The following is a 25,989-nucleotide window of genomic DNA, read 5'->3' as shown; positions in this document are numbered from 1 at the left end:
GTCAAGCACTAGTATACAAGTACGCTGTGGCCGGAGAATCACAGTATCCGGGCTGATTAAAACGTTTCCCAGAAAAAATTCTAATATCTCATAGGTATGATTTCCAGGTATTCCTTAACCGTGGCACCTGCCAGGAACATATCAATGATCTGCTTTCCTAATGGATCCAGATCATCCGTATAATACTTCATCAGCTCCTGCTGAAAGAAATCTGTTAATATTTTCGCTCCGGCATCATACCCCTGGGTTCCTACCTCCTGCTGGGTTTCCGGTCTTAAAAATGCTCTTCTGATATACTGGCCGTCAATTTTTAAGGAATCAAGACCAAAGCCCAGAAGCGGACAGCGGGCCTCTACCAGATGCTCTGGTTTAAACTTGGCGCTGCCTCTTCGCGCAATGTACTCTCTGGCAACCCACTGGGGCATAAAACTCACTTCATAAGCGCCGATGTGCTGATTAGGAATCAGTACATACCGGGTATTGGTTGAATGTAAAATCTGTTCAAGAAGTAAGTTGGCCTGAGTCACCATTTTACCGGTGGCAAAGGGCCAATAGGAGCCGACTCCTTCACTGGTCATTTCCAGAGAATCTATAATGCTTGGATTGTTGAATCCTCTGGGGGCAACCAGACGCCATAACCAGGCCAGGGCCGGCGGCAGAATGTGGAGTATGCCAAGAATGCCGTAGGTAGGGTTTTCCTTGGTACAGGCAGGAGTCCGCACTCCAAAGCTTCTCACATCCACTTCCACCGGCATGTCAATGGCCTTGGGCACCAGCCTTCTTGGTAAAATAACGCGGGGATTGGGGCAAGGTTTTCCGTTTTGGTCCAGGGTATGCTCCCAAACCAGGCAGGTGGCACCGGGCACTGCCTGCATGTTTAAGAAAATAAGGGGTTCTTCCGGCTGGATCAGTATTTTTTCATATTGGGGGGAAGTGCCATAGCATTTGATATTATCCAACCGCAGAAACCATGCGGATTCCGCATCCTTGACAACCAGCTTTTTGCTGTCATTCTGCATTTTGGGATGGCATAATGCCATATCATCCGTTACCGGTATCAGATCACATGTTTCATTCAGTACCAGATAATTCTTTTCACCTGTGACTGTATTTCTGCCCAATATGGCCCTGCCATCCATTTCCTTGTGAATATCCTCAATCATTTCACTTTTTCCGCCTCCGGAGGCGCCTTCATGCATGATGACGATTTCATTGTCATACGGGGTGATTACTTTAACTGTTGAAGCATGGGCTGTTACCCAGCCTTCCTCTTCTCCGATATTAAGAAGAACTCCGTAAATACCTTTTTTGGCACTTGGGCCGGGATATAAATTGTAGGAATAAACTTCATGAATTTCATTCAGGCGGTTATGAACCACAATCTGCTTTCCATCGAAATGAGTATGTCTGAATGGGGGAGCCAGGAAAACTATTGCTTTTGGCTTAAAATCAGATGAAATCTCATCAATATTTAAAAATCCCTGTAAATCCCCCAATCCGGCAGCAAAAAAACCTGCGTTTGACGGTGCGATCAGGATGGAATCATATCCATATTCAAGTCCGCCAGACTTAAATGGGAAAAAAATCAGTTCCTGTTTTTTCAGCCAGTCAAAGGTCTGTTCTCTCAGGGACTCAAAATCAGACTGACAAACATCTTCGTATCTTGGTTTATCTGTTGGCTTCTTATCTGCTATCAGCAGACAGTCAGGATCACGTCTTCTCATATAGTCATCTGTATAATTGACTACAACACCGTTTTTACACTTGATCGCAGTAGCTTCCAAAACCGTGCCTTTGCCTTCTACTTCATATTCAATGTGAAATTCCGTATTTTCTGCATTTCCCATCGCCAGCGCCAGCAATTCTTCCCTGGTCTTTGGAATAACCACACCTTTTGACTGAACCAGTATATCCTCTACATACCCGGGTAAATTCATATCACGTAAAGATTCCAGCATATTTTCCTCCGTTCCTGCGCACGCCCTAATGCACATCTATCATTTGCACCGGCCATGGGACCGGCACAAACCATATAATTAATAATGACCTTTTAACCTTTGATTCCCAATTTTATTAAGTATTACATAGTTTCTATTTTAATATTCCCGGCATGTGATAATCTATGATTTTTTAAAAAACTCTTCACAGCCTCCTGGCGGATACCTTCTGTTATAACCGGAAAATCCATGGATTTCCCGCTACTGCTGCATTTTAACCCATTTACCGCCTCCCTTCTGATATATAGAAAGCCGATATCCAATTCATGGATATCGGCTTACTTACAACTTAGAACGATTCTAATTTGTGACGTCTTCCGGTGTTATTTAACTGTATAAAGCTCCTCTAAATTCCTGTCTACGGTAATGACAATGACCTTTTCACCTGTTTTTGTACTGATATCAGAATGAGTACTGATAACCGCCGCGTCTATGACGTCTGCCAGTAATTTTTCAAGATAATCTCTGCCGCCCTCAAATAAGGAAGTGCGTACTTTCTTCAGTAATTCTACTCCCTGTGAACTTTCTGCCAGCTTTTTCTCAGAAGGACTTAGGAATCCAATTAACCTGATTATGATCATATCACTTAAGATATAGGTACGGATGGTCTTTGGACCCCTTCCCATATATTCGACCTCAAATTTGCTGAGGATTTCACTGATTTTGGCCTCTAACTGACCTTTTGTCATACCTGCATCACCTGACTGATACAATATCATGAAAAACGGGTCATGTCAATGCTTTTTTCTTAAACGCAAATCCTCTTCTTTTTCTCATTTCATTAAATTGGATCTTAAATCTCTCCATAATTCCCCATCATATGATATGACATTCTAATCCTGAGAGAGATGGTTGACCCTGCCGACCGTTATAACCAGTGATTTTACCATACCCTTTCTCAGTTTTTCGGCAGGCGTGCCGGACAGCCCTGCAGCCTTAACTACCTTCGTCTGTCCATCATAATATTCCAGCTCCATCCGTTCAATGCCGTAGGACCCTGGAATCATATCCTGTTTATGAAAAAACCGGTAGATCACTTTTGTTTTTCCTAAAAATCTTGCTTCCACGGTTTTCTCTTTTGGGATTAGATACTCTGGAATTGCCGGCTCAAAAAAGCAGCACAGCCTTTCCCCATCCATGCGAAAGGGCTTTTCCCCAAACATCATGATCTGCCACATCTGCAGGAATTCGGCGGTTGAGCCGCTGAGTCTTGCTACAAAACCTCTTCCATGCAGCTTTTCATCGGCATTTGCACTGCTTACGATAAAGGAAGAGTTCTCCAGCAGGCTTCTTCCATATGCATTTTCATTGAAAAACGGAATACAGGCATTGCGGAAATCCCGGAAGAACTCTTCATATAATTTTGATTTGAGCAATTCCAGCAGATACTTATATTCCATATGAAGCCAGATGGATTCGTTTTCCAGCCAGCCGGGTGAAAATGCCTTAGCTCTTCCGATCTCAAAGGAAGCATTTTCCAGGGATTCATTTACCTTATACATGTTCAATTTCGCATCGTATAACCCGGTCTGCTTTACTTTTTGATACAAACTCAGTTTTTCTTCCTTGGATGCCGGCAGTTTCATATACCGGACAACCCCCTCTAAAAACAAAGGCAGGGGAACGACCCGCAGATTTTCCGGAATGATATGATCTCCTTCCATCTCATAACTGTCAAACAAATGCGTATAATAGGTGGGGATCTTTCCATCCTCCCCGCAGACGGACTTGATTCCCTCGTCCACATAGGAGATCCATTTCCCAAGAATCACCTTAACCATCGCTCCGGACATGGAAACCTCATTCCCCTGCACCCCCTGGGCCGTAAGCGCTCTGTACCGCTCCTTGCATCCATTGCACTCATTCCATACCCAAAGCTTGGTTTTGCCCCCTTTTTCATAGCAGGTAAAGATTTTGTCCAGATCCATGATAAAATCATAGAGTTCGGCCGGTACCGTAACCCTTTCATCAAACCGGTCCAGAACGCTTTCCATATAGTTCAGCAGCCGGTACAGTTCAAAGGTCTCCGCCATGGAGGAGCCTAACAGGCCGGGCAGGCCGTTTAATGCATCATACCAACCCGGCTTGCCTGCTTCCATTTCTATTCCTAAGCCGGACATATCCAGAGAAGCGGTTTTATTGGCGGCCAGCACCATAAGCTTTGTCATTAAGTTTGAAACATAGACCGTTCCCTTTCCATAATCAATGGAAACGGCTTCCTTTAAATCTCCCGTTTTCCGGCCTTCGTAAAGGGCCTGATACTGCCTGATTCCCCGGTCCGTCTTCACATAACGCTCACGCCTCGGCTTTACGGCTGCCCTTGATTCATAATAGGTGTAGCTTTTATCAGTAAACAGCAGATATTCTTCCATTTCTGGATAAACGGAAAGATAGGATTCGATCAGATCGAGATGATATGTCCAGTGATCGGTCCAGTAACCTTCCCCGAAATCAGCATGGAATTTTTCCGTGCTGTTTTCCACCACAGTATTTAAAAAATCCTCCCTGCTGCAATTCAGGGGAATAGAGTGCTGTTCCAGAAAGGCAAACAGGTTTCCAGGTGAAAATTCCTTTTGAAAAAATGCTTCCATAAGGCTTTTGCTGCCTTCTTCCACATGAACCAGTATCTTATCCGTCCGGACAGTTTCATAAGAAACCTGCTTAACCACCAGGGGATTATATCCATCCAACTGAAGCAGATTGTAAAACAGCTTGATGTTATGGTCCTTCACATAGGGCGTGAACAAAACATCACTTCTCCGGTTCTGGTTTACATCCCTGAAATTACCGTTTCCCTGGGAGTAATATTCCGGAATCATGGAAAAATCATTGTAATCTCTCTCCATGTCCCCATGCTTTCTGGAATATACGTAAAAAACAGAGTCCTTTCCAGTTTTTATGGGAAATCCGCCCCGCAGTACATTATCCACATACGTCTGCTTACAGTAGGCATCAAAAACCGGATCAGAGGTTTTCGTTTCAATGAAGGTTCCAAGCTCCCGTGTTTTTTCTGCCGCCCGGTTGTATTTATCCTGAAAATAGGTACTGTCCAGAGTTTTCGACCCATAATCTGCCAGGATCTTTTTATTTGACGCCTGGCCTGTCACACTGTTCCACTCCAGAATCTCCCCGGCAGATAGGATCCTGATCAGGCAGGAAAAGCCGCAAGGCAAAAGATTTTGAGTGATCTGTTTTTTTTCCAAAAGCTCACCAAGACTGTGCCGGTTCAATCCCACGGGATGCTCAAGCGCCGTATCATATTCAAACACCAGCTCTGGATCTGCAATGATTGGAAGCAGTTGGCCGGACTCTGAATAAGAAAGCATATAATTTCCCTTTTCGATCTTCGAAACCACTGATGAATCCCCGGTACTGTACCGCACCCGGTAATAGGGCGTCCTTTTCTCCACATCCTCCACCTGCATCCACGCTTTCATGGTCTGGGCCATATCCTTCATTTCTTTTAACCCGATTCCATAAGGAATGATTCCGGGCATTCCATCCAGGACCTGCAGACGATGCTGATGACGGGAGATATTTTGTACGGTTACCCTTCTCACCAGACCTGCAACCGATTCATCGGGAAGGGTATAATAGAGTACATTGGTTTTCAACCCTTTTTCTTCGTTAATCTCTTCCAGCTCCAGTTCATTCATGCCTACATACATTCGTGTTTTCACGGAATCCTGGCGGAAAGGTTCGTACACTTCATTCCCCAGCCTGATAAAGGTACGAAATCCCAAGTTGCGTACCATCTGGTAAGCCTGATGAGCCGGGTAAAATTCCATAATGGAATGATTTTTGTTTTCTACGCCAAAGCTTGTAATCGCCTGCCCCCGATTGGTATAAAAGCACCAGAGTGGGATACCGTAAATCCCGCTGATCCCAGGTAAGAAACTGGAAAATGCCGGTTTCCTGTGATAATTATCGATCCTATATCTTTCTTTTGAATCAAACATCATCCTGCTATCCTTTCACTGCCCCTGCAACCAGACTGTCCTGGATCTGATTGCTCAGCATAAAGTAAATGACAATGGTGGGCAGGGTGGCTATTACCATGCCCGCTCCGATCAGCCCCCAATCCGTGGAATATTGGCCTGCAAAGGACATAATTCCTACAGGCAGAGTCCGGTACCTGTCGCTGTCCACAAAAGTATTGGCCAGCATCAGCTCGTTCCATGTTCCCAGAAAAGTAAATATAGAAGCAGTGGCAAGTGCCGGTTTAATGATGGGAAGTATGATGGTTCCGAAGCACCGGAAAATCCCGCAGCCGTCAATGCAGGCAGCCTCTTCAATTTCCATTGGAATGCTTTTGTAAAACCCAATTAATATCATAATGCTCATGGGAATCGCCCCTGCAATATAAGGAATGAGGAGCCCCAAATACCCTCCCTTTAATCCGGCCTTATCAAGGACCTGAAACAAGGGAAGCAGGGCGGCCTGGGCCGGGATCATAATTCCCAATGCAAAGGCCCCGAACACCAGGGATTTAAGCCTCCATCTCATTCTGGCTATGGCATAAGCAGCCATGGCGGACAAAAGACCTGCAACAACGACGGTTACCATGGAATAGAATACGGAGTTTAAAAAGTACCGGATAAGGCTGGTCTGGGTAAAGGCATTTCCATAGTTTTCCCATCTCCATACCTGAGGTAGCCCGATGACGTTTTCTCCAAATATTTCTCCGTTGCTTTTTAAGGAAAAAGTAATAAGCCAATATAATGGAAAAATCTGAGTCAGCGCAATCAGGCACAGCAGTAAAAATTTTATCTTTTTTTTCATCTTCATATGACTGCCTCCAATTATATTGCTGATGCGTTTTCTTCTGCCTTTTTAAACAGTCTGCTGACAATAAAGGTAAAAAGCAGACACTCCACAACAATAAAAAATGCCTGCGCACTTCCATATCCATACAAACCCCTGCGGAGGTTTGGGCCGCCTCCTGTCATGACATAAATAAGGTCAAAGGCCCTTAGGGAACCAGTGATGGAGAATATGACGCAGGTCTTGATCACCGGAGCCAGAAGAGGCAGGGTGATCCTGGTATTTACCTGCCACTTACTGGCGCCGTCAATTTGAGCCGCCTCATAATAGTCCTGGGAAATGGACTTGATTCCTGCATAAAAAATCAATAAATGGTAGCCGATGTATTGCCACACTGCGGGAACCAGGGTGGAGAAAAATGCGGTTTTAGGATTTGAAAGCCAGGAGAAAGTGAAATCGGCTGGACCCAACGCCCGGATCACGTGGTTTAAAAGACCGTATTCGCTGTGAAACATCTTCATCCAAAGCTGGCCGATTACCATACTGGAGATCACCACCGGCAAAAAGTAAACAGTCCTGAAAAACTTTTCTCCTTTTACCCCTCTTGCCAAAACCATGGCCAGAAAAAGGGAGATAGGCAGCTGGATGAACAGGGACGCGCCTACTAAAAGGAGGGAATTTAAGATGGCTTTAACAAAATAACGGTCCTCGGCGAACATCCTTATATAATTTCCAAATCCGATAAATTTCATGGTCCCGATGCCGTCGTATAGAAAAAGGCTGTAGGTACCTGAAATAAAGAGCGGTATCATCGTAAAGCTGATAAACAGAATGAGCGCAGGCAGCACAAAGCAGGCCACATACCTCTTTTTCCCCAACATTTTATTCATAATCAATCTTCCTTTCCTTATTCCTGCCCATGGGTTCCGGGCATAAAGGGATACTCGAAGAGTGTTTCCTTATTCCTGCCCATGGCTTCCGGGCATAAAGGGATCCTCCATAGAATTTGGACAAAAAAGGGGGATCGCCTTCTTCCGTAAGCGATACCCCTTTGCTCTTACTTACTTATTGATAGCCGTTTCATGCTCTTTTATAAACTCACTGATGTCTGCATTGGGAGCGAACAGTGTCTGTACCTGTTCATTGTGAATGGTAGCAGGCTCTGCATCCAGTGAAGTATCCCAGGCAAGAACGGAAGTCTTTCCCTGGGAAAGAAGATCCTTGATCTGTATAAAGAGAGGATTTAAGCCTTTTTCATCCACCTCAGTTTTCCAGCCGCTGAAGCCTGTGCCTGTTTCGTAAGCCGCCTCTCCCATCTTTTCATTTATGTAAATAGCGAATTTAGCTGCTTCATCCGGGTTCTTTGTATTTTTATTTACCCAGAAAGATTCCACGAATCCGCCGCAGTAATCGGTTTCATTACCTTTGCCGGTGATCATGGGGATTTTCATAGCCACAACATCTTCCGGCTTGATGGTAACGGTTTTATCGGAGTAGATGCTGTTTGCAAACCAGCTACCCATAAGCCTCATGGCAGCCTTTCCTGTTCCAAATGCTGCATTGGCATCGTCATTGCTCTGCTCCAGAGGATTGGCTCCAAACGCCCCCATCTTGTATAATTCCTGGACTTTATTGGCTGCCTCTTCATAGCCCTCTCCTTCAAAGGGGGCTTTTCCCGACAGCATCTTGTTGATTCCCTCTGCTCCCACGGTCCGCAATGCCAGGGCCTGATAGATAAATGCCGCATTCCAGCCATCCTTTGCTCCTGAGGCCAAAGGTGTTACCCCGTCAAGGGTTGACAGCTTTTCAACTGCAGAAACCAGTTTGTCATAAGTATCGGGAAGCTCAGCACCTGCCTGATCGAACAAGGCCTTATTGCAATATAAGGTCATGTACCAGGAAAAAGAGGGCAGAGAATAGGTCTTGTCATTATATTCAAAGGCTGCCGTAGATCCTTCCAGCAGTTTCCCTTTGACTTCATCGGTAATATAAGGATCCAGAGGAAGCAGTTTATCTGCATTGATCATCTTTCTGGCAGTTCCCGCTCCCCAATAATAGAAAACATCGATTCCTTTTGCATCTCCTGCAAACTCTGCGGAAATCTTGGTCTTATAGGCCTCTGTATCCAGGGTCTGGGTGTTGATTTCCACATTGGGATTCTCTGCCATATAAGCAGAAACCACCTCGTCATATTTTTTCTTCAATTCATTGGTGTCATTGGACCACTGATGCCATACATTCAGTACCACCTTTCCAGATCCTGAACCGCTTTCCGGAGAGGTACTGCCTTTGCTTGCACAACCGGTCATGCCTGCTGCCAGGGCTGCCGCCATTACCACGGCGGAAATCCTTTTTAACATTCTTTTCTTCATTTCAAACTCCTCCTGGGTTTTCTTTGTTTCATGCTGATCTTAGTATACTGAAACTCCCATTTTTACTCAATCTAATATTTTGACCCAAAAGGTTAGAAATTTTACTACCTTTGTTTAAATTCCTTAACAGTTGTCAAAGATCAGCGACAAATTCCCTTTCAGGGCACTGACCGTCTGCGTGCCCGCATTGAAAATCTCATTTTTCGTATAGGAGCTGTTAATGACAGATATGACCGAAAAGGTGATCACAAAGGATAATAATAAGATTGTTAAATATGTAATCAGGATCTTCGTCTTGATCCTCATATTGCTCCACGAAAGTCTTAAACCAGTCATAGCCGCCTCCCTTTAAAACCATGTTAATACTTTTATTCTAGCGGTTCCTCCGGGAAATGTCAAAGAGAGAAGGAGACCTGTTTTTGGATCACTTCTTTCTGTCCGCTGCTTAAAAGTTCTGTAGGAGAATTCTTATCAGAAGTATCCTGATTCTCTATAATCAGGACGCAGCCTTCCTCATCCAGGGCATGGGTATGCCACACACCCTTCTTCACATTATAGAGCTGGTTTTTTATCATTCTTACGCACATTACTTCACCCGGCCGTTCTCCGTCTCCGCCTGAGATCAGCACACAGTTCCCTTCCAGCAATACAAATACCTCGTCGGTTTCCATATGCCTCTGCATGGAGTCCAGCCGCTCCACGTTCACGTCCTCACAATGCCTCAGCACAGCCACTCTCCAGGTCTGAAAATCAACAAGAGGAGTGTATCCCTCTTCTTGGATTTTAACGATTTCAATCAATTCTTTTTCCATTCTTCCCTCCTAATTTAATTCAACCATTATGGTATGCAGCTCCTGATCCGGCAATTTTAAAAGCTCTTCTCTTTTAATGATCCACTCTTCCCCAGGACAATGACAGGGAATTCCATTTACCGTGACACTGGTTATCCTATAGGCATCAGGGTCTAAATTCCGTGGATTTTTATAAAGAACCTTCAGGCTTTTACCTGCAAATTCCATGGACACCCAGGCCTGACAGTGTTCATCAAACTGTTCTTTTATCAACTGGGGCTTAAAAATCAAGTTTCCGTAATGACCTCTGACTCCAAACATCTGAGTGACAACCGTAACAAGATACCAGCTGGCGGCACCTGTGAGATAGTGGTACATTCCTCTCCCTCCGGCATCCACGTATTCAGGGATTCCAGGATATATCCTGCTCTTTTCAGAATTACTGCAATGTTCAAACAAGGACAGGAGGGCATGATACCCTTCCCCTGATGCGTTTCGCCTGTATAAGGCATTTCCAAACATGGTGGCCATATGGGAGAATACCGCTCCGTTTTCCTTATGCCCGTAGGCAAAACCAAACATCCTGCCTAAATCCATTTTTACTTCGTGGAAATCCGTATTTAACCGGTATCCTCCGATATCCTTTCGGTACAGGAGAGCATCGGCTGCCTTTACAATGTCCTTCACCTGGGGATCCTCTGCAACTCCAGACATGAGGGAAAAGACCTGGCTGGTGAGCATCATACGCACCCCTGCTTTTGTTTCACCCTCTACTCGGTTTCCGGAATTGTCATAATATCCGTTATACCAGCCGTACCCTTCCTTGGAATCAATCCATTCCGTTTGCCTGATATGATGATAAATCCATGAGGCTTTTGACAGTAGATCTGCCTGTAAATCCACGGCCTTTACGACCGCCCTTTTACCCGAAACATGGTGAGAACAGGTTCTGCAATAGTCTTTCAGTATTTCCTGCTTCCTTCTGATGTCATCGTAAACAGCCGGATCTTCGGCCAGTAAGAGCCTTACTTCCTCAGCCATCTCAAATTCAGCTACTCCCTGTGCCTTCAGCTCTTCTAAAAAAACGGCAAGACCTTTTAAATTATATCCATACATACAGGTAAACGCCACGCTCTCCCCACGCTGGGCAGCCATATCCAGCGCATCATTCCAGTCTGCGCCTCTGATCCTGATGTGGTTATACTCTCCTACATCATAAAAGGATGTGAGATTCTGGACCAGCAGATGCTCCAGGACCGTACCGGAATAAATCCTGCCTCTGCCATCTCTTAACCGTTCCCCGTCTTCCGTTTTCCATTGAATATCTTTGTCCTCTCCTCTGCATACCTGCATATCCTTAAAATAGCTGTTTTTTTCCAGTAAAATCTTAAGATCTCCAGTCTGATGGATATATAATTCCGTGGTGAGAAAAGGCCATACCCCATGATCCATCCAGACTCTTGTAATGTTATTTCTATCGGCAACAAACTCTCCCTGCCTGTTTCCGATGATGGTTGCGTTGGTTCCATCCATACGTACCCCGCCGAAATTGTCGATTAACATCTGGCGGACACCGGCAGGATTCATCATCAGAAGAGCCAGGCAGTCCTGCCACAAATCTCGCCACCCGCGCCCGCCTTTCCCATAGTCATGATGAGGTAAAAAGGAGCAGCCGTAAATTCTCCGCAGCATGGGCTGAAAGCTTACCCACCGCATCCAGAGATCAAACGCAGGATTGCCCGTCTTCAATCTGACATTCACCTTGTGATTCCAATATTCAGCAGTCTGCTCCCAGCACCTGTCAAAGGCCCGTTCACTTAGGAACTGGCTGCAGTTTTGTATCAGCTCATCTTCTGTATTTCCATAGCCCATAGCCACAACATAAGTGATTTTTTCTTTTGGCCCTACCCTGCATTCCTGAAAGCAGAGTCCTCCCAGCGCTTCATAACCGCCAGTCTTAAAATTCTCTTTCTCTGGCTTTAATTGGCGTTCCTGTAAAGCTTTAGGGTTTTCAAGGCTGCCGCCCTCTCCGATGAAATCCTCCAAAACCGGAAAATATCCCACCGGCCCCTGGGACTCACTGCCGCCAAACACACCGTAGGCTCTGAAATTTGGCTTATGGCCTCGTTCATCAAAGGTCATGGTGGGTGTCACAATCACTCCGGAAGACTTTGTCTTAATTCTATGAAGAAGGGAAGTTACATGTCTGTGGTCTCTGATATTATCCGCGGATCGGGCATAGAGGGGAATGGCTGTGATAATCTGAAAGCTTTTATATTGGGAAGAGGTGTTCTCAATCTGGATTTTCATCAGCTCCACGCTCTCTCCGGTGGCCGGTACAAGGCTGCTGATTTCCCCTTTTATTCCTATTTGATCGGAAGTTCTTGTAATTTTATGATGCATGAAGCCTGCTTCCACAGCCATTGGTTCCTTATTTTCTGAAAATTTCTGTGCTTGCTGCCAGGAAGAACGGCCGGTCAGTGACCATAATGTGGATCCGTCAATCCTGCACCATACGTTCCTGGAGGATTTGTCGTTATGTAAATTTTCGCAGCTGACCGGAGGCATTAAAAAGGAATTCTGGTCCATCTTACTATCTCCTCCCAGATCAGGGGATACGCAGCTCATTACCCCAGACTCATTTGCCAGAGGAAAGTATAAATAACTGGTCAGATCCGGATTTTCCATATAGAAATTGCCCCGATTTCCTTTAAATTCATATTTCATCCCTATTTTCCATCCTTTCATACCGGTAATTTTCTTAAAGTATATCCCAAGTGGATGAATTACTGAATTTAAATATTTTGCTGAAAAGGTCATTATTTTTACTTCCTCAGCACAGCGCCTCCCTTCCGTTTTCACTTTCCGTTCTACAAAAACAGGACAAAAACAGGCTGTCACCTGTTTTTGTCCTGCTTTTAATGGAATTTTATGCTTTCTCAATCCCCTTGCCAATATCCCGTCTCATATACTTGTTCTTAAAAGAAACCCATGTTACCGCCTCATAGGCATTATTCCGGGCCTCCTTTAAATCCGTTCCAACGGCTGTCACTCCCAGCACTCTTCCGCCATCGGTCACCACAACTCCATTGTCCTCCAATTTACTTCCGGCATGAAAGGCAAAATATCCAGTCCGGTGCTTAAAGGCTTCCAGTCCTGCAATAGGAAATCCCTTTTCATACTTCTCCGGATACCCCTCCGACGCAAGGACCACGCAGACCGCCGCATTTTCTTCAAACTGTAAGTCGATCTGGTCCAAAGTCCCATCTATGCAGGCCTCTAAAACTTCCACAATATCATTTTTCATCCGTGGAAGCACCACCTGTGTCTCAGGATCTCCGAATCTGGCATTGTATTCCAATACCCTGGGGCCTTTCTCTGTGAGCATCAGTCCAAAGAAAATAATTCCCTTAAACTCCCGGCCCTCCGCTTTCATGGCATCCACGGTCGCCTGATAGATATAGGCTTTACAAAACTTATCTACTTCTTCCGTATAAAACGGACTTGGAGAAAAGGTTCCCATACCCCCTGTATTAAGGCCCTGATCCCCATCCTTTGCCCGCTTATGGTCCTGCGCAGATGTCATAATTTTAACAGTCTTACCATCTACAAAGGAAAGTACCGATACTTCCCGGCCCGTCATGAATTCTTCTGCCACGATCCGGTTCCCTGCAGAACCAAAGCGCTTATCAAGCATCAGAGCCTTCACCCCGTTTTCAGCCTCTTCCCTTGTGTTGCAAATGAAAACACCCTTTCCCAAAGCCAGTCCGTCAGCTTTTAAAACAATGGGTATACTGGCTGTTTTTAAATAGGCTAAGGCAGCCTCCGGAGAATCAAAGACTTCATATCCTGCTGTGGGAATTCCGTACTTTTTCATCAGATCCTTGGAAAATGACTTGGAGCCTTCCAGCAAAGCTGCAGATTTCCTGGGACCGAACACCCGAAGCCCGGCCGCCTCAAAGGCATCCACCGCTCCAGCTACCAGGGGATCATCCGGGCCTATGACAGTTAAATCAATCTTCTTTTCTTTGGCAAAGTCTACCTGTCTGTCAAAATCCATGACGCCAATGTCCACACATTCCGCAATTTCCCTGATCCCTGCATTTCCAGGAGCGCAATATAATTTATCTACTTTGGGGCTTTGGGATATTTTCCACGCGATGGCGTGTTCACGCCCGCCGCCTCCTATGATCAAGACCTTCATTCCGGTTCCTCCTGTCCGTTTGCAATAAGCTGTATGGCCTGAGGAAGAATCAGCCATTCCGCCTCTTCCATGACACGCCGCTGCAGAACCTCCGGCGTATCCCCTTCCCGGACCTCAACTGCCTTCTGCAAAAGAATCGGTCCAGTATCCATCCCTTCATCCACATAGTGTACCGTGGCTCCCGTAACCTTCACTCCTCTTGCCAGGGCAGCTTCGTGAACCTTAAGTCCATAATATCCCTTTCCGCAGAAAGAAGGAATGAGAGATGGATGAACATTGATGATCTTGTTCCTGTACTTTTGTATCATGGCCACCGGAACCGTGACCAGGTATCCGGCAAGAACGATCAGGTCAAGGCAGTACTGGTCTAACTTTAAAAGAAGGGATTCATAAAACGCTTCCCTCCCCGTAAAATCTCCGGGAGAAATGGAGAAAGCCGGGATTCCATGATTTCTGGCCCTTTCCAGGGCATAAGCATTCCGGTTATTGCTAATAACCACCTTTACCTCCGCATTGGTGATCCTTCCGCAGTCTATGGCATCTAAAACTGCCTGAAGATTGGTTCCCCCGCCGGAAACCAGCACGCCGATTCTCAGCATAAAGTCACACCCTTTTCTCCCCGTTCCGTACGGCCGATTACGTATGGGACCTCTCCCGCCATGCGGATCGCTTCCATGGCTGCATGAGCATCCGTCGGACTCACTGCAAGAACCATTCCTATTCCCATATTATAGGTATTGTACATGGTTTCTTCCTCTATGTTGCCTTTATCCGCCAACAGCCGAAAGATGGCAGGCAGCTGGTAGCTGCTTTTTTCAACTACCGCCCGGATGCCCTCCGGAAGCATACGCGGGATGTTCTCATAGAAACCGCCTCCTGTAATGTGGCTGCAGGCTTTGATCACCACTCCGCTCTCCTTTACACGCTTTAACGCATTTACGTAAATCCTGGTGGGAGTGATCAATGCCTCTCCAAGAGTTTTTCCTAATTCCTCATAATAGGTGTCCAGGCTTTCCTTTGTCATGTCAAATACCTTGCGCACCAGAGAAAATCCATTGCTGTGAATGCCGGAAGAAGCTATCCCAATCAACACATCTCCCTCTTTCACGCCAGCCCCTGTGATAAGATCCTTTTCATCCACCACACCTACCGCGAAGCCTGCCAGATCGTACTCATCTTCCGGATAAAACCCCGGCATCTCCGCTGTCTCACCGCCGATCAAAGCGGCATTGGCCTGTTTGCAGCCGTTTGCAACTCCGCTTACAATCCGGGCGATCTTTTCCGGATAATTCTTTCCGCAGGCAATATAATCCAGGAAGAATAAGGGTTCACCGCCTGCACAGGCGATATCATTGACACACATGGCCACACAGTCGATTCCAACGGTATCATGCCTGTCCATTAAAAATGCAAGCTTCAGCTTTGTGCCCACCCCGTCGGTTCCTGATACAAGAGTGGGTTTTTCCATGTTCTTAAAGGCGGACATGGAAAATGCACCTGAAAATCCTCCGATCCCGCCAAGGACTTCCGGTCTCATGGTTTCCTGCACATGCTTCTTCATCAATTCCACCGACTTATACCCGGCTTCAATGTCCACTCCGGCATTCTTATAATCCATTTTTTCTCCTCGCCTCCGACTTTCTCACTTCTTCATCTGGGATAAATATTCCTCATAACCGATCTGATCCAGTTTTTCCGCCTTTTGTACAACCTCATTTTTTAAATTTTCAGAGAATTCCTTTAGTTTTCCCAGAAGCACCTCTTCACCCACCGCCAGAATCTTAACTGCCAGAATCCCCGCATTCGTTCCTCCGTTAATGGCAACAGTGGCAACCGGAACTCCGGAAGGCATCTGAACAATGGAATAAAGAGAATCCACTCCGCCAAGATCCGAAGTCTTCATGGGAATTCCGATTACCGGCATGGAAAACAAGGCGGCGCACATTCCGGGAAGATGGGCTGCCTTGCCTGCTCCTGCAATAATAACCTTCACACCTCTGGCTTCCGCCGTTTTGGCATAATCGAAAAATATATCCGGTTCCCTGTGGGCAGAGATCACAGTCATTTCAAACTCCACCCCGAATTTTTTCAAAACATCTGCCGCCTGAGCCATAACAGGCATATCAGAATCACTTCCCATAACAATGGATACCTTTGCCATAGTAAATTCTCCTTTTTAATTTGTGTGTTGTGATCACTCATTATTTGCAGTAATGGAATATATTAATTTAATTAATAACTGCGATCAATTAGTTAACTTGTGCTTATCAATATAATACTAGTTTTTTTCTTTTGCGTCAATGGTTTTCTTTAAAAAAATATGTCAAAAAAGCGGAATACAAAAAGGGCGGGAAAACCGGAAAGATATGTTCACTCTCCCCGGCTTCCCGCCTGACTATGTAAAGTTAATACTTTCCGCCTCCAAATGAGGTCGGCTCATCAAAATAAACAGGGTCAATGGTAATAACCGGGTCCTCCTGATCTTCTGAGAAAGCCGGCATTTCCGGCCGAATATTTCCGGAATTTGCATCTGCTTTGGATTGGAGAGCCGTTTCTACCTTCTCTCCATCATAAAGCTTAAATCCCTGAACAAGTCCTTTCATGATCTGGGCCTGGCCAGACAGCTCCTCACTCGCTGCGGCGCTTTGTTCCGCTGTGGCGGAATTGGTCTGAACCACACAGGATATCTGGTCAATTCCCTGAGCAACCTGGTCAACAGCCACTGCCTGCCTGTCAGTAGCCAATGCAATCTCCTCGATAATGGAGTTTATGCGCCGGCTGCCCTCCACAACCGCCTGCATCGCATGTGTCGTCTCCGCAGTAATCCTGGTTCCATTTTCTACCGCCTGCATGCTTTCCTCAATGAGCAGCGTGGTGTTTTTTGCCGCTTCTCCTGACTTGCTTGCAAGATTACGCACTTCATCCGCCACAACAGCAAAGCCTTTTCCGGCTTCCCCGGCACGGGCCGCCTCAACGGCCGCATTCAGCGCCAGAATATTGGTCTGGAATGCAATATCTTCAATCGTCTTTATGATCTTTCCGATTTCATTGGATTTATCGCTGATCTTTGTCATGGCCTGGTTCATTTCAGACATTTTCTTGTTACTCTTTGCCACATTCTCTGCCGCTTCTTCCGATTGGAAACGTGCTTCTTTTGCATTTTGGGCATTGGTATTTATCTGGTTTGAGATATCGCTTATGGTAGCTGCCAGCTCCTGGACCGAAGAAGCCTGTTCCGCAGCTCCCTGGGATAATGCCTGGGCGCCCGATGATACCTGCTCCGAACCATTGGCCACTAAATCAGCCGACTGGTTGATGCGGGAAAGCGCTTCGCTTAAGTTATTCCTGATTCCGCGCATGGCCAGGAGAATCGGTTCATAATCCAGAACATACTGTTCCCGGTACTTGGAGCCAACCTGGAAATCACCCATTGCCAGCGCTCCCAGCAGGTTGCTGATGTCATCAATCATGTTTCCAATATTGGAAATCGTAGTCCGCATGCTTTCGGCCAACGATCCCAGTTCATCCTTTGACTGGTAATTTAAGAGGACGTGAAGACTTCCCTTTGACATTTCCTCGGCAGCCTTTTCAATCTCTTTTACCGGTGCCACAATACTCCTGGTGGTATATAAGGAAAAGCCCAATGTAGCCAATATGGCAAGGATCTGCAATGCTACCACCGTGGTCAGGGTGAACCCTACCAGCTTCTGAGCGTTCTCATAATTATCAACTGCATATTTATTGGCGGAATCACTGATCGTGGCTAAATCTTCCTGAATCTTGGTGAAATAAGGGTCTAATGATTCAAAGTATATATCCGCCGCCTGTCTGGTCTTATTTTCCCTCGCCAGGCCAAACACCTTCTCCTTGTAAGTCTGGGCTTCATTTAAAGTACCTTCAATACTGTTCACCAGGGACTGATCTCCCCGGTAGTTTTCCTTTAGAAACTGCATTCTTTTCTGAAAATCCTCCAGATCTGCTTCTGCAGCATCCACATAGCCTCCGGTGGTCTTTAAATCAAGGCTCATCGTCGCATACCCTACATTCTTAGCTGCAGACTGAATGTCACGCCTCATCTCAAGAACCTGTACGGTAACCTGGTGGCCATTGTTAAAGAAATCTACAAACTTACCATTGCTTTGTCTTAAGCTTACCACTGAAATGGTGGAAACGATTAAAAACAGCATCAGAACAGCTCCAAAAGCAAGTCCAATTCTTTTACCAATCTTTAAATTCTTCACCTTTGTCCTCCATTCACTTTATCTATCATATTTTTCTATACGAATGAATCTATGGGAAATGCTTGCATCTCCGTATCATTCATAAACTTAAGGTTGAAAGAATTTATTCTTTCAACCTTAACCTTCGTATGTTTTATCGGCAAGTACTTTTATTATATAAGCATTTTCATATAATTTGTTAAATAATTGCAATTTTTTTTGATTTTTAAACTTTTTTGGCAATTAATCCTCTGACAAAGGAATATTTAATTCTTCCGTCCCCTTTAATACAAATCTTCCGTCATCAATGATTAAAATCCGCTTTCCCGTTGCTGTTATCGCTTCTATCTTATCCAGCTCTGCATAGGGAATGGTAATATCCGTATGGCAGCTGAAATAAGCCTTTGACGGGTCCTCTTTCCTCAGCATGGATACTTCATTATCCCTGGCGATCACCTCTTTTCCGTTAGGGTTATACACAGGGCTTTCCTCCGCCCAGCTATAGCAGGTATCCCCCACAGCAAAATGAGGTCCCATTTTTTCCACAATCAGAATGGGCAGCTTATCAATGATTCCGAATTTTCTGGCCATTGCATAAGCCGTGGTATTGGTGCCTATGGCAAATTCCCCCATGGGAAGGGTATCATGGTTCTTTAAAATCACCTGTTTTACCAGGGCCTTCCCTTCCGCCTGATCTTCAAAATTGCTGCAGGAATAGTCCTTTATCATGCCGTTTTCAAAGGTCATGACAAGATCCTTAAACTGGAAGTCCGTAATATACACCGAGCTGACAGCCAGAGTCCCTTCCGTTCCCGCAAGCCTTGGGGATGTAAATACCTCGCCAAGAGGAATATTTACATCTGCCACACAGTTTTCAAACTTTGTTTCCTTATCCCTGTCTGACAGCGGATGAAGAGCCACCTTCAGGCGGGTCCTGTTGCTTCCCTTTCCAGTCACCTCCACATACTCCGCCTCATCCAGAACATCAATAACCGATTGCTGGATTGCCTTATATTTTTCATAATCCAAAGTGTTAATAGCAATGGTTTCTTCAAAAATCTTTTCAAAATCCTCTCCGATTTCCGGTACCGGGAACGCAATGAGCGTAAAGCTGGTCTCATCTCCAGGCATATACTGATTGAGGATCCTTGAGGTTTCGTTGGACATTTCCGCAGATAGCTTTTCCTGTCTGGCATCCAATCGGTTGGCTTCCGGCTTATTTACCGGCGCAAAGCCTTCTTTTCCAAAGGTTTCAAGCACCGCAGGACCGGCAAAGGCTTCCGCCAGTTCCTTGTAGGTTTCATAAGCCACTTTTAAAACCGCTGCCTTCCGGTCCTTAAACGCCTTGTTTAAATAAAGAGCGTCATCATATCGGTGGTCATAATCATACTGCCTGTTTGGAGATGTGCTGTAATAACCGGCTTTCCGTCCCGCATTGGTATTGACGGTCCAGACAGCCGCACGGCAAAGAATCACTTTCAGGCCAAGCTTCTCAAAATTCTCTATAGCATACTTCACCATCCGCTCAAAGCCCAGCTCATAGCGGATTTGCACCGCTCCTTTTTTCTTTAAATCCCTCCCCATTACTTCAAAGCCTTTGCGGTACCCTTCCGTATAGGTATCTGCCATAAGGCGTACGGTTTCCTCAGGCAGCGAGTTTAAAAACTCTGCGGTTTTTAGCTCAGAATCGGAAATATATTCCCCAAAATAATACAAATACCGAAGATCCTTCAGATCATTGTCCCGAATGATATCCGATGCAAAGGTAAGACTTGGATCAAGTCCTTCCCTGACACGGAAGGTAACCGTATGATCTGTATAATCGCTGACAAACCAGTAAATCACTTCCTTGATTGCGGAAACCTCAGGGATTCCCTCTTCAAACATGTTGTAAATTTCAATCAGCGTTTCATTTAATATGGTAAGATCCGTAAGTCTCCACTCGTGGACAAAAACAATGTCTCCCCGTATCTCCTTATACAGATAGGAAAGAAGCTGGCCGTAACCCTCTCCCAGTTTAGATACGGCATAGGCTGGGTTTGCATAGCTTTCCTCATAATGGCCTGGTAAAATATCCTGATAAAGCTTCTGGTTCCATTCTTTTAAAACCTCTGCCGGAGCCGCCTTCTGATCTCCAGTCTCAAGGAACCGGAGATACTCCTCCATCATGCTGATAAAAGATGCTGTCCTGGCAAAATAATCACGGTACGGTTCCTGTACGGTCTGTTCCGATGCCATCTGCCTGACCCGTTCCATGGAAAGTTCAAAGCGCTCCATAATATTCTCATTTTCCTGTTGAAACATCACTCGATAATCCATAATTCTTACCCCTTTATTCCTATAATGATGAGAACTGTCCAAAGTATGATCAGACTAAAGCTGATCCCCATCCCAATCTTGGACAGTATGTATTTTTTATCCTTTTCAAAAAACGAAAGGACACCATAAACCAGTGAAAAAACGGAAATCATCAGGCTGCAGAAGCAGACAGCTGCCACATTAAGCTGCGCCTGGCCTTCTGCCATGACAGCGCTGACGATTCCGATGATCCCCAGGGCCAATGCCCCAACCGAAAGGCCCAGAGAGAGAAAGCTTCGCTTAGCAAAGGGCTTTCTAATGTAGGACACTCGTTTCTGCTTTTGCACGCTTTTTCCTCCTAACTCTTACTCTTATGTGCTGAATGATCTTATACAGGATGTATCCAAGAATCCCTCCTAATGTATTCAGTATCATGTCATCTACATCAAAGCTGCCAACCTTGAAAACAAGCTGGATGGTTTCAATGCATAAGCTGAACAGAAAGCTTAACAGCACCGTATTAAACCAGCGGCGGCTTCTGCGGCTGATGACAGGAAGAAAGAAACCGCAGGGCATAAAGCCAACAATATTGCCAACGATATTCAGCAGAAAAGACTCCCATCCAACCACATGGCGGTAAACGATAAAACGCCGTATTTCCTTAAATGGGGTCAGATTGTATGCATATTCCGCCTGAGCGTGGCTGCCCCTGCCAAAATAATCGGAAAAAAATAAAAAGTATGCCAAAAAGATCAGGTAAAATATGAAAATTACCCAACCCAATTTCTGCCGTTTCGTCGTGTTTTTAATCATAAAAGCTCCATCTATATGCGGAAAAAAGAGAGAGGCCGCTTAAAGCCACACTCTTTTAGCAGCATCCTCTCCTATCATAACAGTTAAAATGTAATTTCAGATTTTCTCTTCAGCAGAAGTGCCCCGTTTATAATTGATACAGTTCCGGCAGCAAGACCGATCACTGTCACCACAATCCCGACAGCTATGTTTAAAGCACCTATATTTCTCATCGTCTTATAAACTCTTTCCATACAAAACTCTCCTTTCCTTATTCCTGCCCATATTATTTGGGCATAAAGGGATACCCGCAGGGTGTTTCCTTATTCCTGCCCATGTTATTTGGGCATAAAGGGATACCCGCAATGGGTTATTTCACACCATACACCTGGTAATAAGCGTCAATGGCCCCTTTGATGGCATCATCAATAATGACCGTTCCTTCATACTCCCTGTTATACAGATGTTCAATGACCTCTGCCATGGATACAATCGCAGCCGCTTTAAATCCATACTTTTCCTGTATCTCATCCAAAGCTCCTTTGTCTCCCTTCCCCTTTTCCATACGGTTTAAGGAAACCATCAGGCCTAAGATCTCCACATTTCCCTGCGCCTTAATGATAGGGAAGGTCTCTTCAATGGATTTTCCAGAGGTCGTCACATCCTCAATGATTACTACCCGGTCCCCATCCGTTATGGGGCTTCCAAGAAGGATGCCTGCATCACCGCCGTGATCCTTCTCCTCTTTTCTGTTAGAGCAGTATTTGATCTCCTTTCCATACAGTTCATGAAAAGCAATGGAAGTGGCAACACTTAATGGGATCCCCTTATAAGCAGGTCCAAACAGAACATCAAAATCATCCCCAAAGTTATCGTGGATGGCCTTTGCATAATATTCTCCCAGCTTTTTAAGCTGGGCTCCCGTCACATAGGAGCCAGCATTCATAAAAAACGGAGACTTTCTTCCGCTTTTCAATGTGAAGTCGCCAAATTTAAGGACATTGCTTTCCACCATAAATTCTATAAATTCCTGCTTATACTGTTCCATCTTTTTTTCCTCTCTATTCAAAACCATGGGATTACCGTACGGCTCCTATGATTTCCCTGATGTCTTCCATCTGATATTTCTTCATATAATCCTCAATGCCTCTGACTATCTCTTCCGCCGCATAAGGATTCCGGAAATTGGCCGTCCCTACGGAAACTGCCGTGGCCCCTGCAAGAAGGAATTCCACTGCATCCTCGGCATTCATAATTCCTCCCATGCCGATAATAGGAAGCTTTACCGCATTGGCCGCCTGATATACCATGCGCACTGCAATGGGCTTAATGGCCGGACCGGATAACCCTCCTGTTTTATTGGCCACTGCAAAGGTACGGCGGTTAATGTCGATCTTCATACCGGTCAGGGTGTTAATAAGGGACAGTACATCTGCACCTCCCGCTTCAGCCGCCTTTGCCATTTCCCCTATATCCGTTACGTTAGGACTCAGCTTCATGATCACCGGCTGCTTTGCGTATTTTTTAACTTCCCTGGTTATGGCTTCCACTGCTTTGGGATCCTGTCCGAAGGCAATACCGCCCTCTTTCACATTGGGGCAGGAAATATTGATTTCCAGCATATCCACCGGCTCATCTGCCAGTCTCTCCACAACTTCAATATACTCCTCAGCGGTTTTTCCGCAGACATTGACAATGATCTTTGTATCGTACTGTTTTAAAAATGGAAGATCCCTCTTAATAAAGACTTCCATTCCAGGATTCTGAAGGCCGATGGCATTGATCATGCCACCATAGGTTTCCGCGATTCTTGGGGTAGGATTCCCAGGCCATGGCACATTGGCCACACCCTTAGTCACCACAGCCCCCAGATGATTCAGATCAATCATCTCGCTGTATTCCTCACCGGAACCAAAGGTGCCGGAAGCAGTCATAACCGGATTCTTAAGCTCCACTCCGGCCAGATTCACTTTCGTATTCATTTAAAATTCTACCTCCTCAGCCTTAAATACCGGACCATCCTTACAGATACGCTTGTTATGGACCATGGAATGTTCGTCCACTGACTTGCTTTTGCATACACAGGCAAGACAGGCCCCAATGCCGCAGGCCATCTTTTCTTCCAGGGAAAGATAACATTCCATACTATGTTCAGACGCATAGGCCTTAAGAGCTTTCAGCATGGGGGTCGGACCGCAGGCAAAGATCACATCGCCTTTCAGACCATGTTCCCGTATGGCATCCAGGACATTTCCCTTTATTCCCGCACTTCCATCCTCCGTGGCGACATAGGTTTTTCCGTAGGGTGTAAATTCTTCATTTAAAAACAATGCATCCCGGTATCCCAGAACCACCTGTTTCTCGCAGTGCAAATGCTTTGCCAGTTCCAGCATGGGGGGAATTCCGATTCCGCCGCCGATCAAAAACGCCTTTTTTCCTTCCTTGCAAGCTTCAAGAGGAAAGCCATTGCCCAAAGGCCCCAATACTTCAATCGTATCCCCTGCCTTGTAGTGGGAGAATTCTTCCGTTCCCCCGCCTACGACCCGGTACACCAGCCTTAACAGCCCCTTTTCCTTACGGGTTTCACAAATACTGATGGGGCGGGGCAAAAGCTTTGCCCCATCCCTTGTATATAAGTCAACAAACTGTCCGGGTTCTGCCTGGGCCGTTATATTCTCTGTCCTGATCCACATGCTGTATACGTCGTCTCCAAGCCATGTCTGGCTGTCGACCACTGCGGTTTCCTTTACTTTTGCCATCGTCTTCCTCCTATAATACCCTGTTAATATCGGAAACCATGTCAATGACCGCCTGTCTGGAAGCCTCGCCGAAATGCTCCCCGCCAAACCGGGCGTAGCTTTCAGATTTATAAGCGGCAATGATTCCTCTGGAGGAGTTTACAATAGCTCCCAGGCCATCTTCATTAAAGCAGGGTTTTAAGTCCTCTGCCGTTCCTCCCTGGGCACCGTATCCCGGTACCAGGAAATAGGTGCTGGGCATGAGCTTACGGAGGATTCTGCTCATCTCCGGGTAAGTAGCACCCACAACAGCCCCTACGTTGCTGTAAGCGCCATCCATACAGTCCTCTCCCCATTCAACCACCTTTTCCGCAACCAGCTCATACAAAGGCCTTCCATCGATGAGCCTGTCCTGAAATTCTCCGCTGGAAGGATTTGAGGTTTTCACAAGAACGAAAAGACCCTTGTCCTCTTCTTTACACACATCCACAAAGGGCTTTACGCCATCGGTCCCCAAATATGGATTGACCGTAAGGAAATCTGTACCGAAAGCAGAAAAGCTTTTGTTTCCAACCTTCACATGGCCGATGTGGGCCGCAGCATAAGCAGCTGATGTGGAACCAATATCTCCTCTCTTAGCATCTCCAATGACGAAAAGCCCCTTTTCCTGGCAATAGTTCACAGTCTTTGTATACGCTTTCAGGCCTTCGATGCCAAACTGTTCGTACATGGCGATCTGAGGCTTAACGGATGGAATCAGATCATATACATGATCTACAATTTCTTTGTTGAACTGCCAAATCGCTTCCGCAGCGCCTTCTAAGGTTTCACCGAATTCTTCCAGTGCCCTCTTTGTAACATGCTCCGGTATATAGTTTAACATCGGGTCCAAACCTACGCAGATCGGTGCCTTTGTTTTTTGAATTTTGTCTATTAACTGCCTGATCATAGCTTCCTCCTTAGATCTCTTCGCCCTTATTTTTCTCTATTCTTTCCAATTCTATCATAAGAAGGAACTGGCTTCAAGCCTTTTGCCAAACTGATCGTAAAAATCCTGCTCCCCGTCATAGGGGGTAAGATAGAACTGTTTTAAAACATACATGCTGACTTTATTTGCATAAGCCTGATCCCGGTTTTCCTCAAGCTTTCCTTCCAGCCGTTTCAGGAAGAAATGCCAGTCAGACACATACTTCTCATACCTTTTTACTTCTGGAGTATCCAGCCATTTGTACACCTTGACCTTTGTCCTGTTTTCCTTTCTGCACTCATTTACCTGGAGAAAATATTGAAATCCATGATCTCCGTAGATCCGCCCTAAGGGAAACAGGCGGCACACCCCCGGACGGAAACTGTGGATGCCGCACCGTCCCTCATGATCCAGGAACCCGCACCTTTCCTCTTTTCCTCCCATGATTAAATTGGGAAGTACAATTCCATCCACCACATTTAGCTCCAGTTTATGAGCAAGGAGTGCTTCCATGGTACACTTAAGATTTTCTGTCAGCCGGAAGCAGTCAAGGGGATCCAGGATGACGGACTGTCCCATCCCCTGGCAACAGGCCCAACAGCCCTCACAGTCCCCGCAGTCCGCCTTTACCATATCATTTAAACCATATAATTTTCCATCTGAGATCTCTTTCCAATCGATTTCCCGTTTCATGAATGATTTTTCCTCAACTTTCTTTTCAGCAAACATGGTTATTCTACCATCTCTTGTTCCCACATTCAATGAGATTTATTTCTTTTTTTATGAATAAAAATAAGCTTTCCTGTTTCCATTGATTAACCCTGCTTTCGCCCAAGGAAGAAGCAA

General features: G+C 45.6%; 23 protein-coding genes. All 23 read right to left on the bottom strand.

The features are described from left to right. Positions 1-80 precede the first annotated feature (80 nt). A complete protein-coding gene (locus CLOSA_RS08210; protein ID WP_013272307.1) occupies positions 81-1,958 on the bottom strand; it encodes a DUF4914 family protein in 1,878 nt (625 codons plus the stop codon). A 362-nt stretch (positions 1,959-2,320) separates the two neighbouring features. Further along, positions 2,321-2,686, bottom strand: a complete 366-nt coding sequence (locus CLOSA_RS08200; RefSeq protein ID WP_013272306.1) for a DUF2294 domain-containing protein — start codon at positions 2,684-2,686, stop codon at positions 2,321-2,323. 144 nt (positions 2,687-2,830) lie between these two features. Then, positions 2,831-5,959 (bottom strand): hypothetical protein, encoded by a 3,129-nt coding sequence (locus tag CLOSA_RS08195; RefSeq protein ID WP_242647789.1) that lies wholly within the window; start codon positions 5,957-5,959, stop codon positions 2,831-2,833. Between the two features lie 4 nt (positions 5,960-5,963). Continuing rightward, positions 5,964-6,785 (bottom strand): carbohydrate ABC transporter permease, encoded by an 822-nt coding sequence (locus tag CLOSA_RS08190; protein WP_013272304.1) that lies wholly within the window; start codon positions 6,783-6,785, stop codon positions 5,964-5,966. A 14-nt stretch (positions 6,786-6,799) separates the two neighbouring features. Beyond that, positions 6,800-7,651: a carbohydrate ABC transporter permease gene (locus CLOSA_RS08185; protein WP_013272303.1), complete on the bottom strand. Its 852-nt coding sequence runs from the start codon at positions 7,649-7,651 to the stop codon at positions 6,800-6,802. 171 nt (positions 7,652-7,822) lie between these two features. Further along, a complete protein-coding gene (locus tag CLOSA_RS08180; RefSeq protein WP_013272302.1) occupies positions 7,823-9,133 on the bottom strand; it encodes an ABC transporter substrate-binding protein in 1,311 nt (436 codons plus the stop codon). Between the two features lie 123 nt (positions 9,134-9,256). Next, entirely contained in the window at positions 9,257-9,469 is a 213-nt protein-coding gene (locus tag CLOSA_RS08175; protein WP_013272301.1) for a hypothetical protein, read from the bottom strand. A gap of 59 nt (positions 9,470-9,528) precedes the next feature. Beyond that, positions 9,529-9,945, bottom strand: a complete 417-nt coding sequence (locus CLOSA_RS08170; RefSeq protein ID WP_013272300.1) for a hypothetical protein — start codon at positions 9,943-9,945, stop codon at positions 9,529-9,531. A 9-nt stretch (positions 9,946-9,954) separates the two neighbouring features. Beyond that, a complete protein-coding gene (locus tag CLOSA_RS08165) occupies positions 9,955-12,651 on the bottom strand; it encodes a GH36-type glycosyl hydrolase domain-containing protein (protein WP_041709023.1) in 2,697 nt (898 codons plus the stop codon). A 202-nt stretch (positions 12,652-12,853) separates the two neighbouring features. Further along, positions 12,854-14,128, bottom strand: coding sequence for a phosphoribosylamine--glycine ligase (gene purD / locus CLOSA_RS08160; protein ID WP_013272298.1), 1,275 nt, complete (start codon positions 14,126-14,128; stop codon positions 12,854-12,856). Then, positions 14,125-14,727: a phosphoribosylglycinamide formyltransferase gene (gene purN / locus CLOSA_RS08155; RefSeq protein ID WP_013272297.1), complete on the bottom strand. Its 603-nt coding sequence runs from the start codon at positions 14,725-14,727 to the stop codon at positions 14,125-14,127. The genes purD and purN overlap by 4 nt, the downstream gene beginning before the upstream one ends. Continuing rightward, positions 14,721-15,746 carry a phosphoribosylformylglycinamidine cyclo-ligase gene (purM, locus tag CLOSA_RS08150; protein ID WP_013272296.1) on the bottom strand — a complete coding sequence of 342 codons (1,026 nt, stop codon included), beginning with the start codon at positions 15,744-15,746 and terminating at the stop codon, positions 14,721-14,723. The genes purN and purM overlap by 7 nt, the downstream gene beginning before the upstream one ends. A gap of 24 nt (positions 15,747-15,770) precedes the next feature. After that, a complete protein-coding gene (gene purE / locus CLOSA_RS08145; RefSeq protein ID WP_013272295.1) occupies positions 15,771-16,289 on the bottom strand; it encodes a 5-(carboxyamino)imidazole ribonucleotide mutase in 519 nt (172 codons plus the stop codon). A gap of 244 nt (positions 16,290-16,533) precedes the next feature. Next, positions 16,534-18,369 (bottom strand): methyl-accepting chemotaxis protein, encoded by a 1,836-nt coding sequence (locus CLOSA_RS08140; protein WP_013272294.1) that lies wholly within the window; start codon positions 18,367-18,369, stop codon positions 16,534-16,536. Positions 18,370-18,591: 222 nt separating this feature from the next. After that, positions 18,592-20,667, bottom strand: coding sequence for an aminopeptidase (locus CLOSA_RS08135; RefSeq protein ID WP_013272293.1), 2,076 nt, complete (start codon positions 20,665-20,667; stop codon positions 18,592-18,594). Positions 20,668-20,672: 5 nt separating this feature from the next. Continuing rightward, positions 20,673-20,993 (bottom strand): DUF6142 family protein, encoded by a 321-nt coding sequence (locus tag CLOSA_RS08130; RefSeq protein WP_013272292.1) that lies wholly within the window; start codon positions 20,991-20,993, stop codon positions 20,673-20,675. Beyond that, positions 20,962-21,459: a VanZ family protein gene (locus tag CLOSA_RS08125; protein ID WP_013272291.1), complete on the bottom strand. Its 498-nt coding sequence runs from the start codon at positions 21,457-21,459 to the stop codon at positions 20,962-20,964. The genes CLOSA_RS08130 and CLOSA_RS08125 overlap by 32 nt, the downstream gene beginning before the upstream one ends. 83 nt (positions 21,460-21,542) lie before the next feature. Then, positions 21,543-21,692, bottom strand: a complete 150-nt coding sequence (locus CLOSA_RS22875) for a hypothetical protein (RefSeq protein WP_013272290.1) — start codon at positions 21,690-21,692, stop codon at positions 21,543-21,545. Between the two features lie 116 nt (positions 21,693-21,808). Continuing rightward, positions 21,809-22,486, bottom strand: coding sequence for an orotate phosphoribosyltransferase (gene pyrE / locus CLOSA_RS08115; protein WP_041709016.1), 678 nt, complete (start codon positions 22,484-22,486; stop codon positions 21,809-21,811). 31 nt (positions 22,487-22,517) lie between these two features. After that, a complete protein-coding gene (locus CLOSA_RS08110) occupies positions 22,518-23,420 on the bottom strand; it encodes a dihydroorotate dehydrogenase (protein WP_013272288.1) in 903 nt (300 codons plus the stop codon). Then, positions 23,421-24,197, bottom strand: a complete 777-nt coding sequence (locus CLOSA_RS08105) for a dihydroorotate dehydrogenase electron transfer subunit (RefSeq protein WP_013272287.1) — start codon at positions 24,195-24,197, stop codon at positions 23,421-23,423. A 10-nt stretch (positions 24,198-24,207) separates the two neighbouring features. Then, positions 24,208-25,125 (bottom strand): orotidine-5'-phosphate decarboxylase, encoded by a 918-nt coding sequence (gene pyrF, locus CLOSA_RS08100; protein ID WP_013272286.1) that lies wholly within the window; start codon positions 25,123-25,125, stop codon positions 24,208-24,210. 54 nt (positions 25,126-25,179) lie between these two features. Continuing rightward, positions 25,180-25,836: a YkgJ family cysteine cluster protein gene (locus CLOSA_RS08095; RefSeq protein ID WP_013272285.1), complete on the bottom strand. Its 657-nt coding sequence runs from the start codon at positions 25,834-25,836 to the stop codon at positions 25,180-25,182. Positions 25,837-25,989: the final 153 nt, after the last annotated feature.

Origin of the sequence: [Clostridium] saccharolyticum WM1 (genome assembly GCF_000144625.1) — a bacterium.
GTDB classification, from domain to species: domain Bacteria; phylum Bacillota; class Clostridia; order Lachnospirales; family Lachnospiraceae; genus Lacrimispora; species Lacrimispora saccharolytica.
The sequence above is the reverse complement of the archived record's forward strand: the minus strand, read 5'-3'. Positions and strand labels throughout refer to the sequence as shown.

Bases quoted from the DNA above. Each gene is read 5' to 3' on its own strand.
- CLOSA_RS08210 (WP_013272307.1), bottom strand. From the start codon at position 1,958: ATGCTGGAATCTTTACGTGATATGAATTTACCCGGGTATGTAGAGGAT.
- CLOSA_RS08200 (WP_013272306.1), bottom strand. From the start codon at position 2,686: ATGACAAAAGGTCAGTTAGAGGCCAAAATCAGTGAAATCCTCAGCAAA.
- CLOSA_RS08195 (WP_242647789.1), bottom strand. From the start codon at position 5,959: ATGATGTTTGATTCAAAAGAAAGATATAGGATCGATAATTATCACAGG.
- CLOSA_RS08190 (WP_013272304.1), bottom strand. From the start codon at position 6,785: ATGAAGATGAAAAAAAAGATAAAATTTTTACTGCTGTGCCTGATTGCG.
- CLOSA_RS08185 (WP_013272303.1), bottom strand. From the start codon at position 7,651: ATGAATAAAATGTTGGGGAAAAAGAGGTATGTGGCCTGCTTTGTGCTG.
- CLOSA_RS08180 (WP_013272302.1), bottom strand. From the start codon at position 9,133: ATGAAGAAAAGAATGTTAAAAAGGATTTCCGCCGTGGTAATGGCGGCA.
- CLOSA_RS08175 (WP_013272301.1), bottom strand. From the start codon at position 9,469: ATGACTGGTTTAAGACTTTCGTGGAGCAATATGAGGATCAAGACGAAG.
- CLOSA_RS08170 (WP_013272300.1), bottom strand. From the start codon at position 9,945: ATGGAAAAAGAATTGATTGAAATCGTTAAAATCCAAGAAGAGGGATAC.
- CLOSA_RS08165 (WP_041709023.1), bottom strand. From the start codon at position 12,651: ATGAAATATGAATTTAAAGGAAATCGGGGCAATTTCTATATGGAAAAT.
- purD (WP_013272298.1), bottom strand. From the start codon at position 14,128: ATGAAGGTCTTGATCATAGGAGGCGGCGGGCGTGAACACGCCATCGCG.
- purN (WP_013272297.1), bottom strand. From the start codon at position 14,727: ATGCTGAGAATCGGCGTGCTGGTTTCCGGCGGGGGAACCAATCTTCAG.
- purM (WP_013272296.1), bottom strand. From the start codon at position 15,746: ATGGATTATAAGAATGCCGGAGTGGACATTGAAGCCGGGTATAAGTCG.
- purE (WP_013272295.1), bottom strand. From the start codon at position 16,289: ATGGCAAAGGTATCCATTGTTATGGGAAGTGATTCTGATATGCCTGTT.
- CLOSA_RS08135 (WP_013272293.1), bottom strand. From the start codon at position 20,667: ATGGATTATCGAGTGATGTTTCAACAGGAAAATGAGAATATTATGGAG.
- CLOSA_RS08125 (WP_013272291.1), bottom strand. From the start codon at position 21,459: ATGATTAAAAACACGACGAAACGGCAGAAATTGGGTTGGGTAATTTTC.
- CLOSA_RS22875 (WP_013272290.1), bottom strand. From the start codon at position 21,692: ATGGAAAGAGTTTATAAGACGATGAGAAATATAGGTGCTTTAAACATA.
- pyrE (WP_041709016.1), bottom strand. From the start codon at position 22,486: ATGGAACAGTATAAGCAGGAATTTATAGAATTTATGGTGGAAAGCAAT.
- CLOSA_RS08110 (WP_013272288.1), bottom strand. From the start codon at position 23,420: ATGAATACGAAAGTGAATCTGGCCGGAGTGGAGCTTAAGAATCCGGTT.
- CLOSA_RS08105 (WP_013272287.1), bottom strand. From the start codon at position 24,197: ATGGCAAAAGTAAAGGAAACCGCAGTGGTCGACAGCCAGACATGGCTT.
- pyrF (WP_013272286.1), bottom strand. From the start codon at position 25,125: ATGATCAGGCAGTTAATAGACAAAATTCAAAAAACAAAGGCACCGATC.
- CLOSA_RS08095 (WP_013272285.1), bottom strand. From the start codon at position 25,836: ATGAAACGGGAAATCGATTGGAAAGAGATCTCAGATGGAAAATTATAT.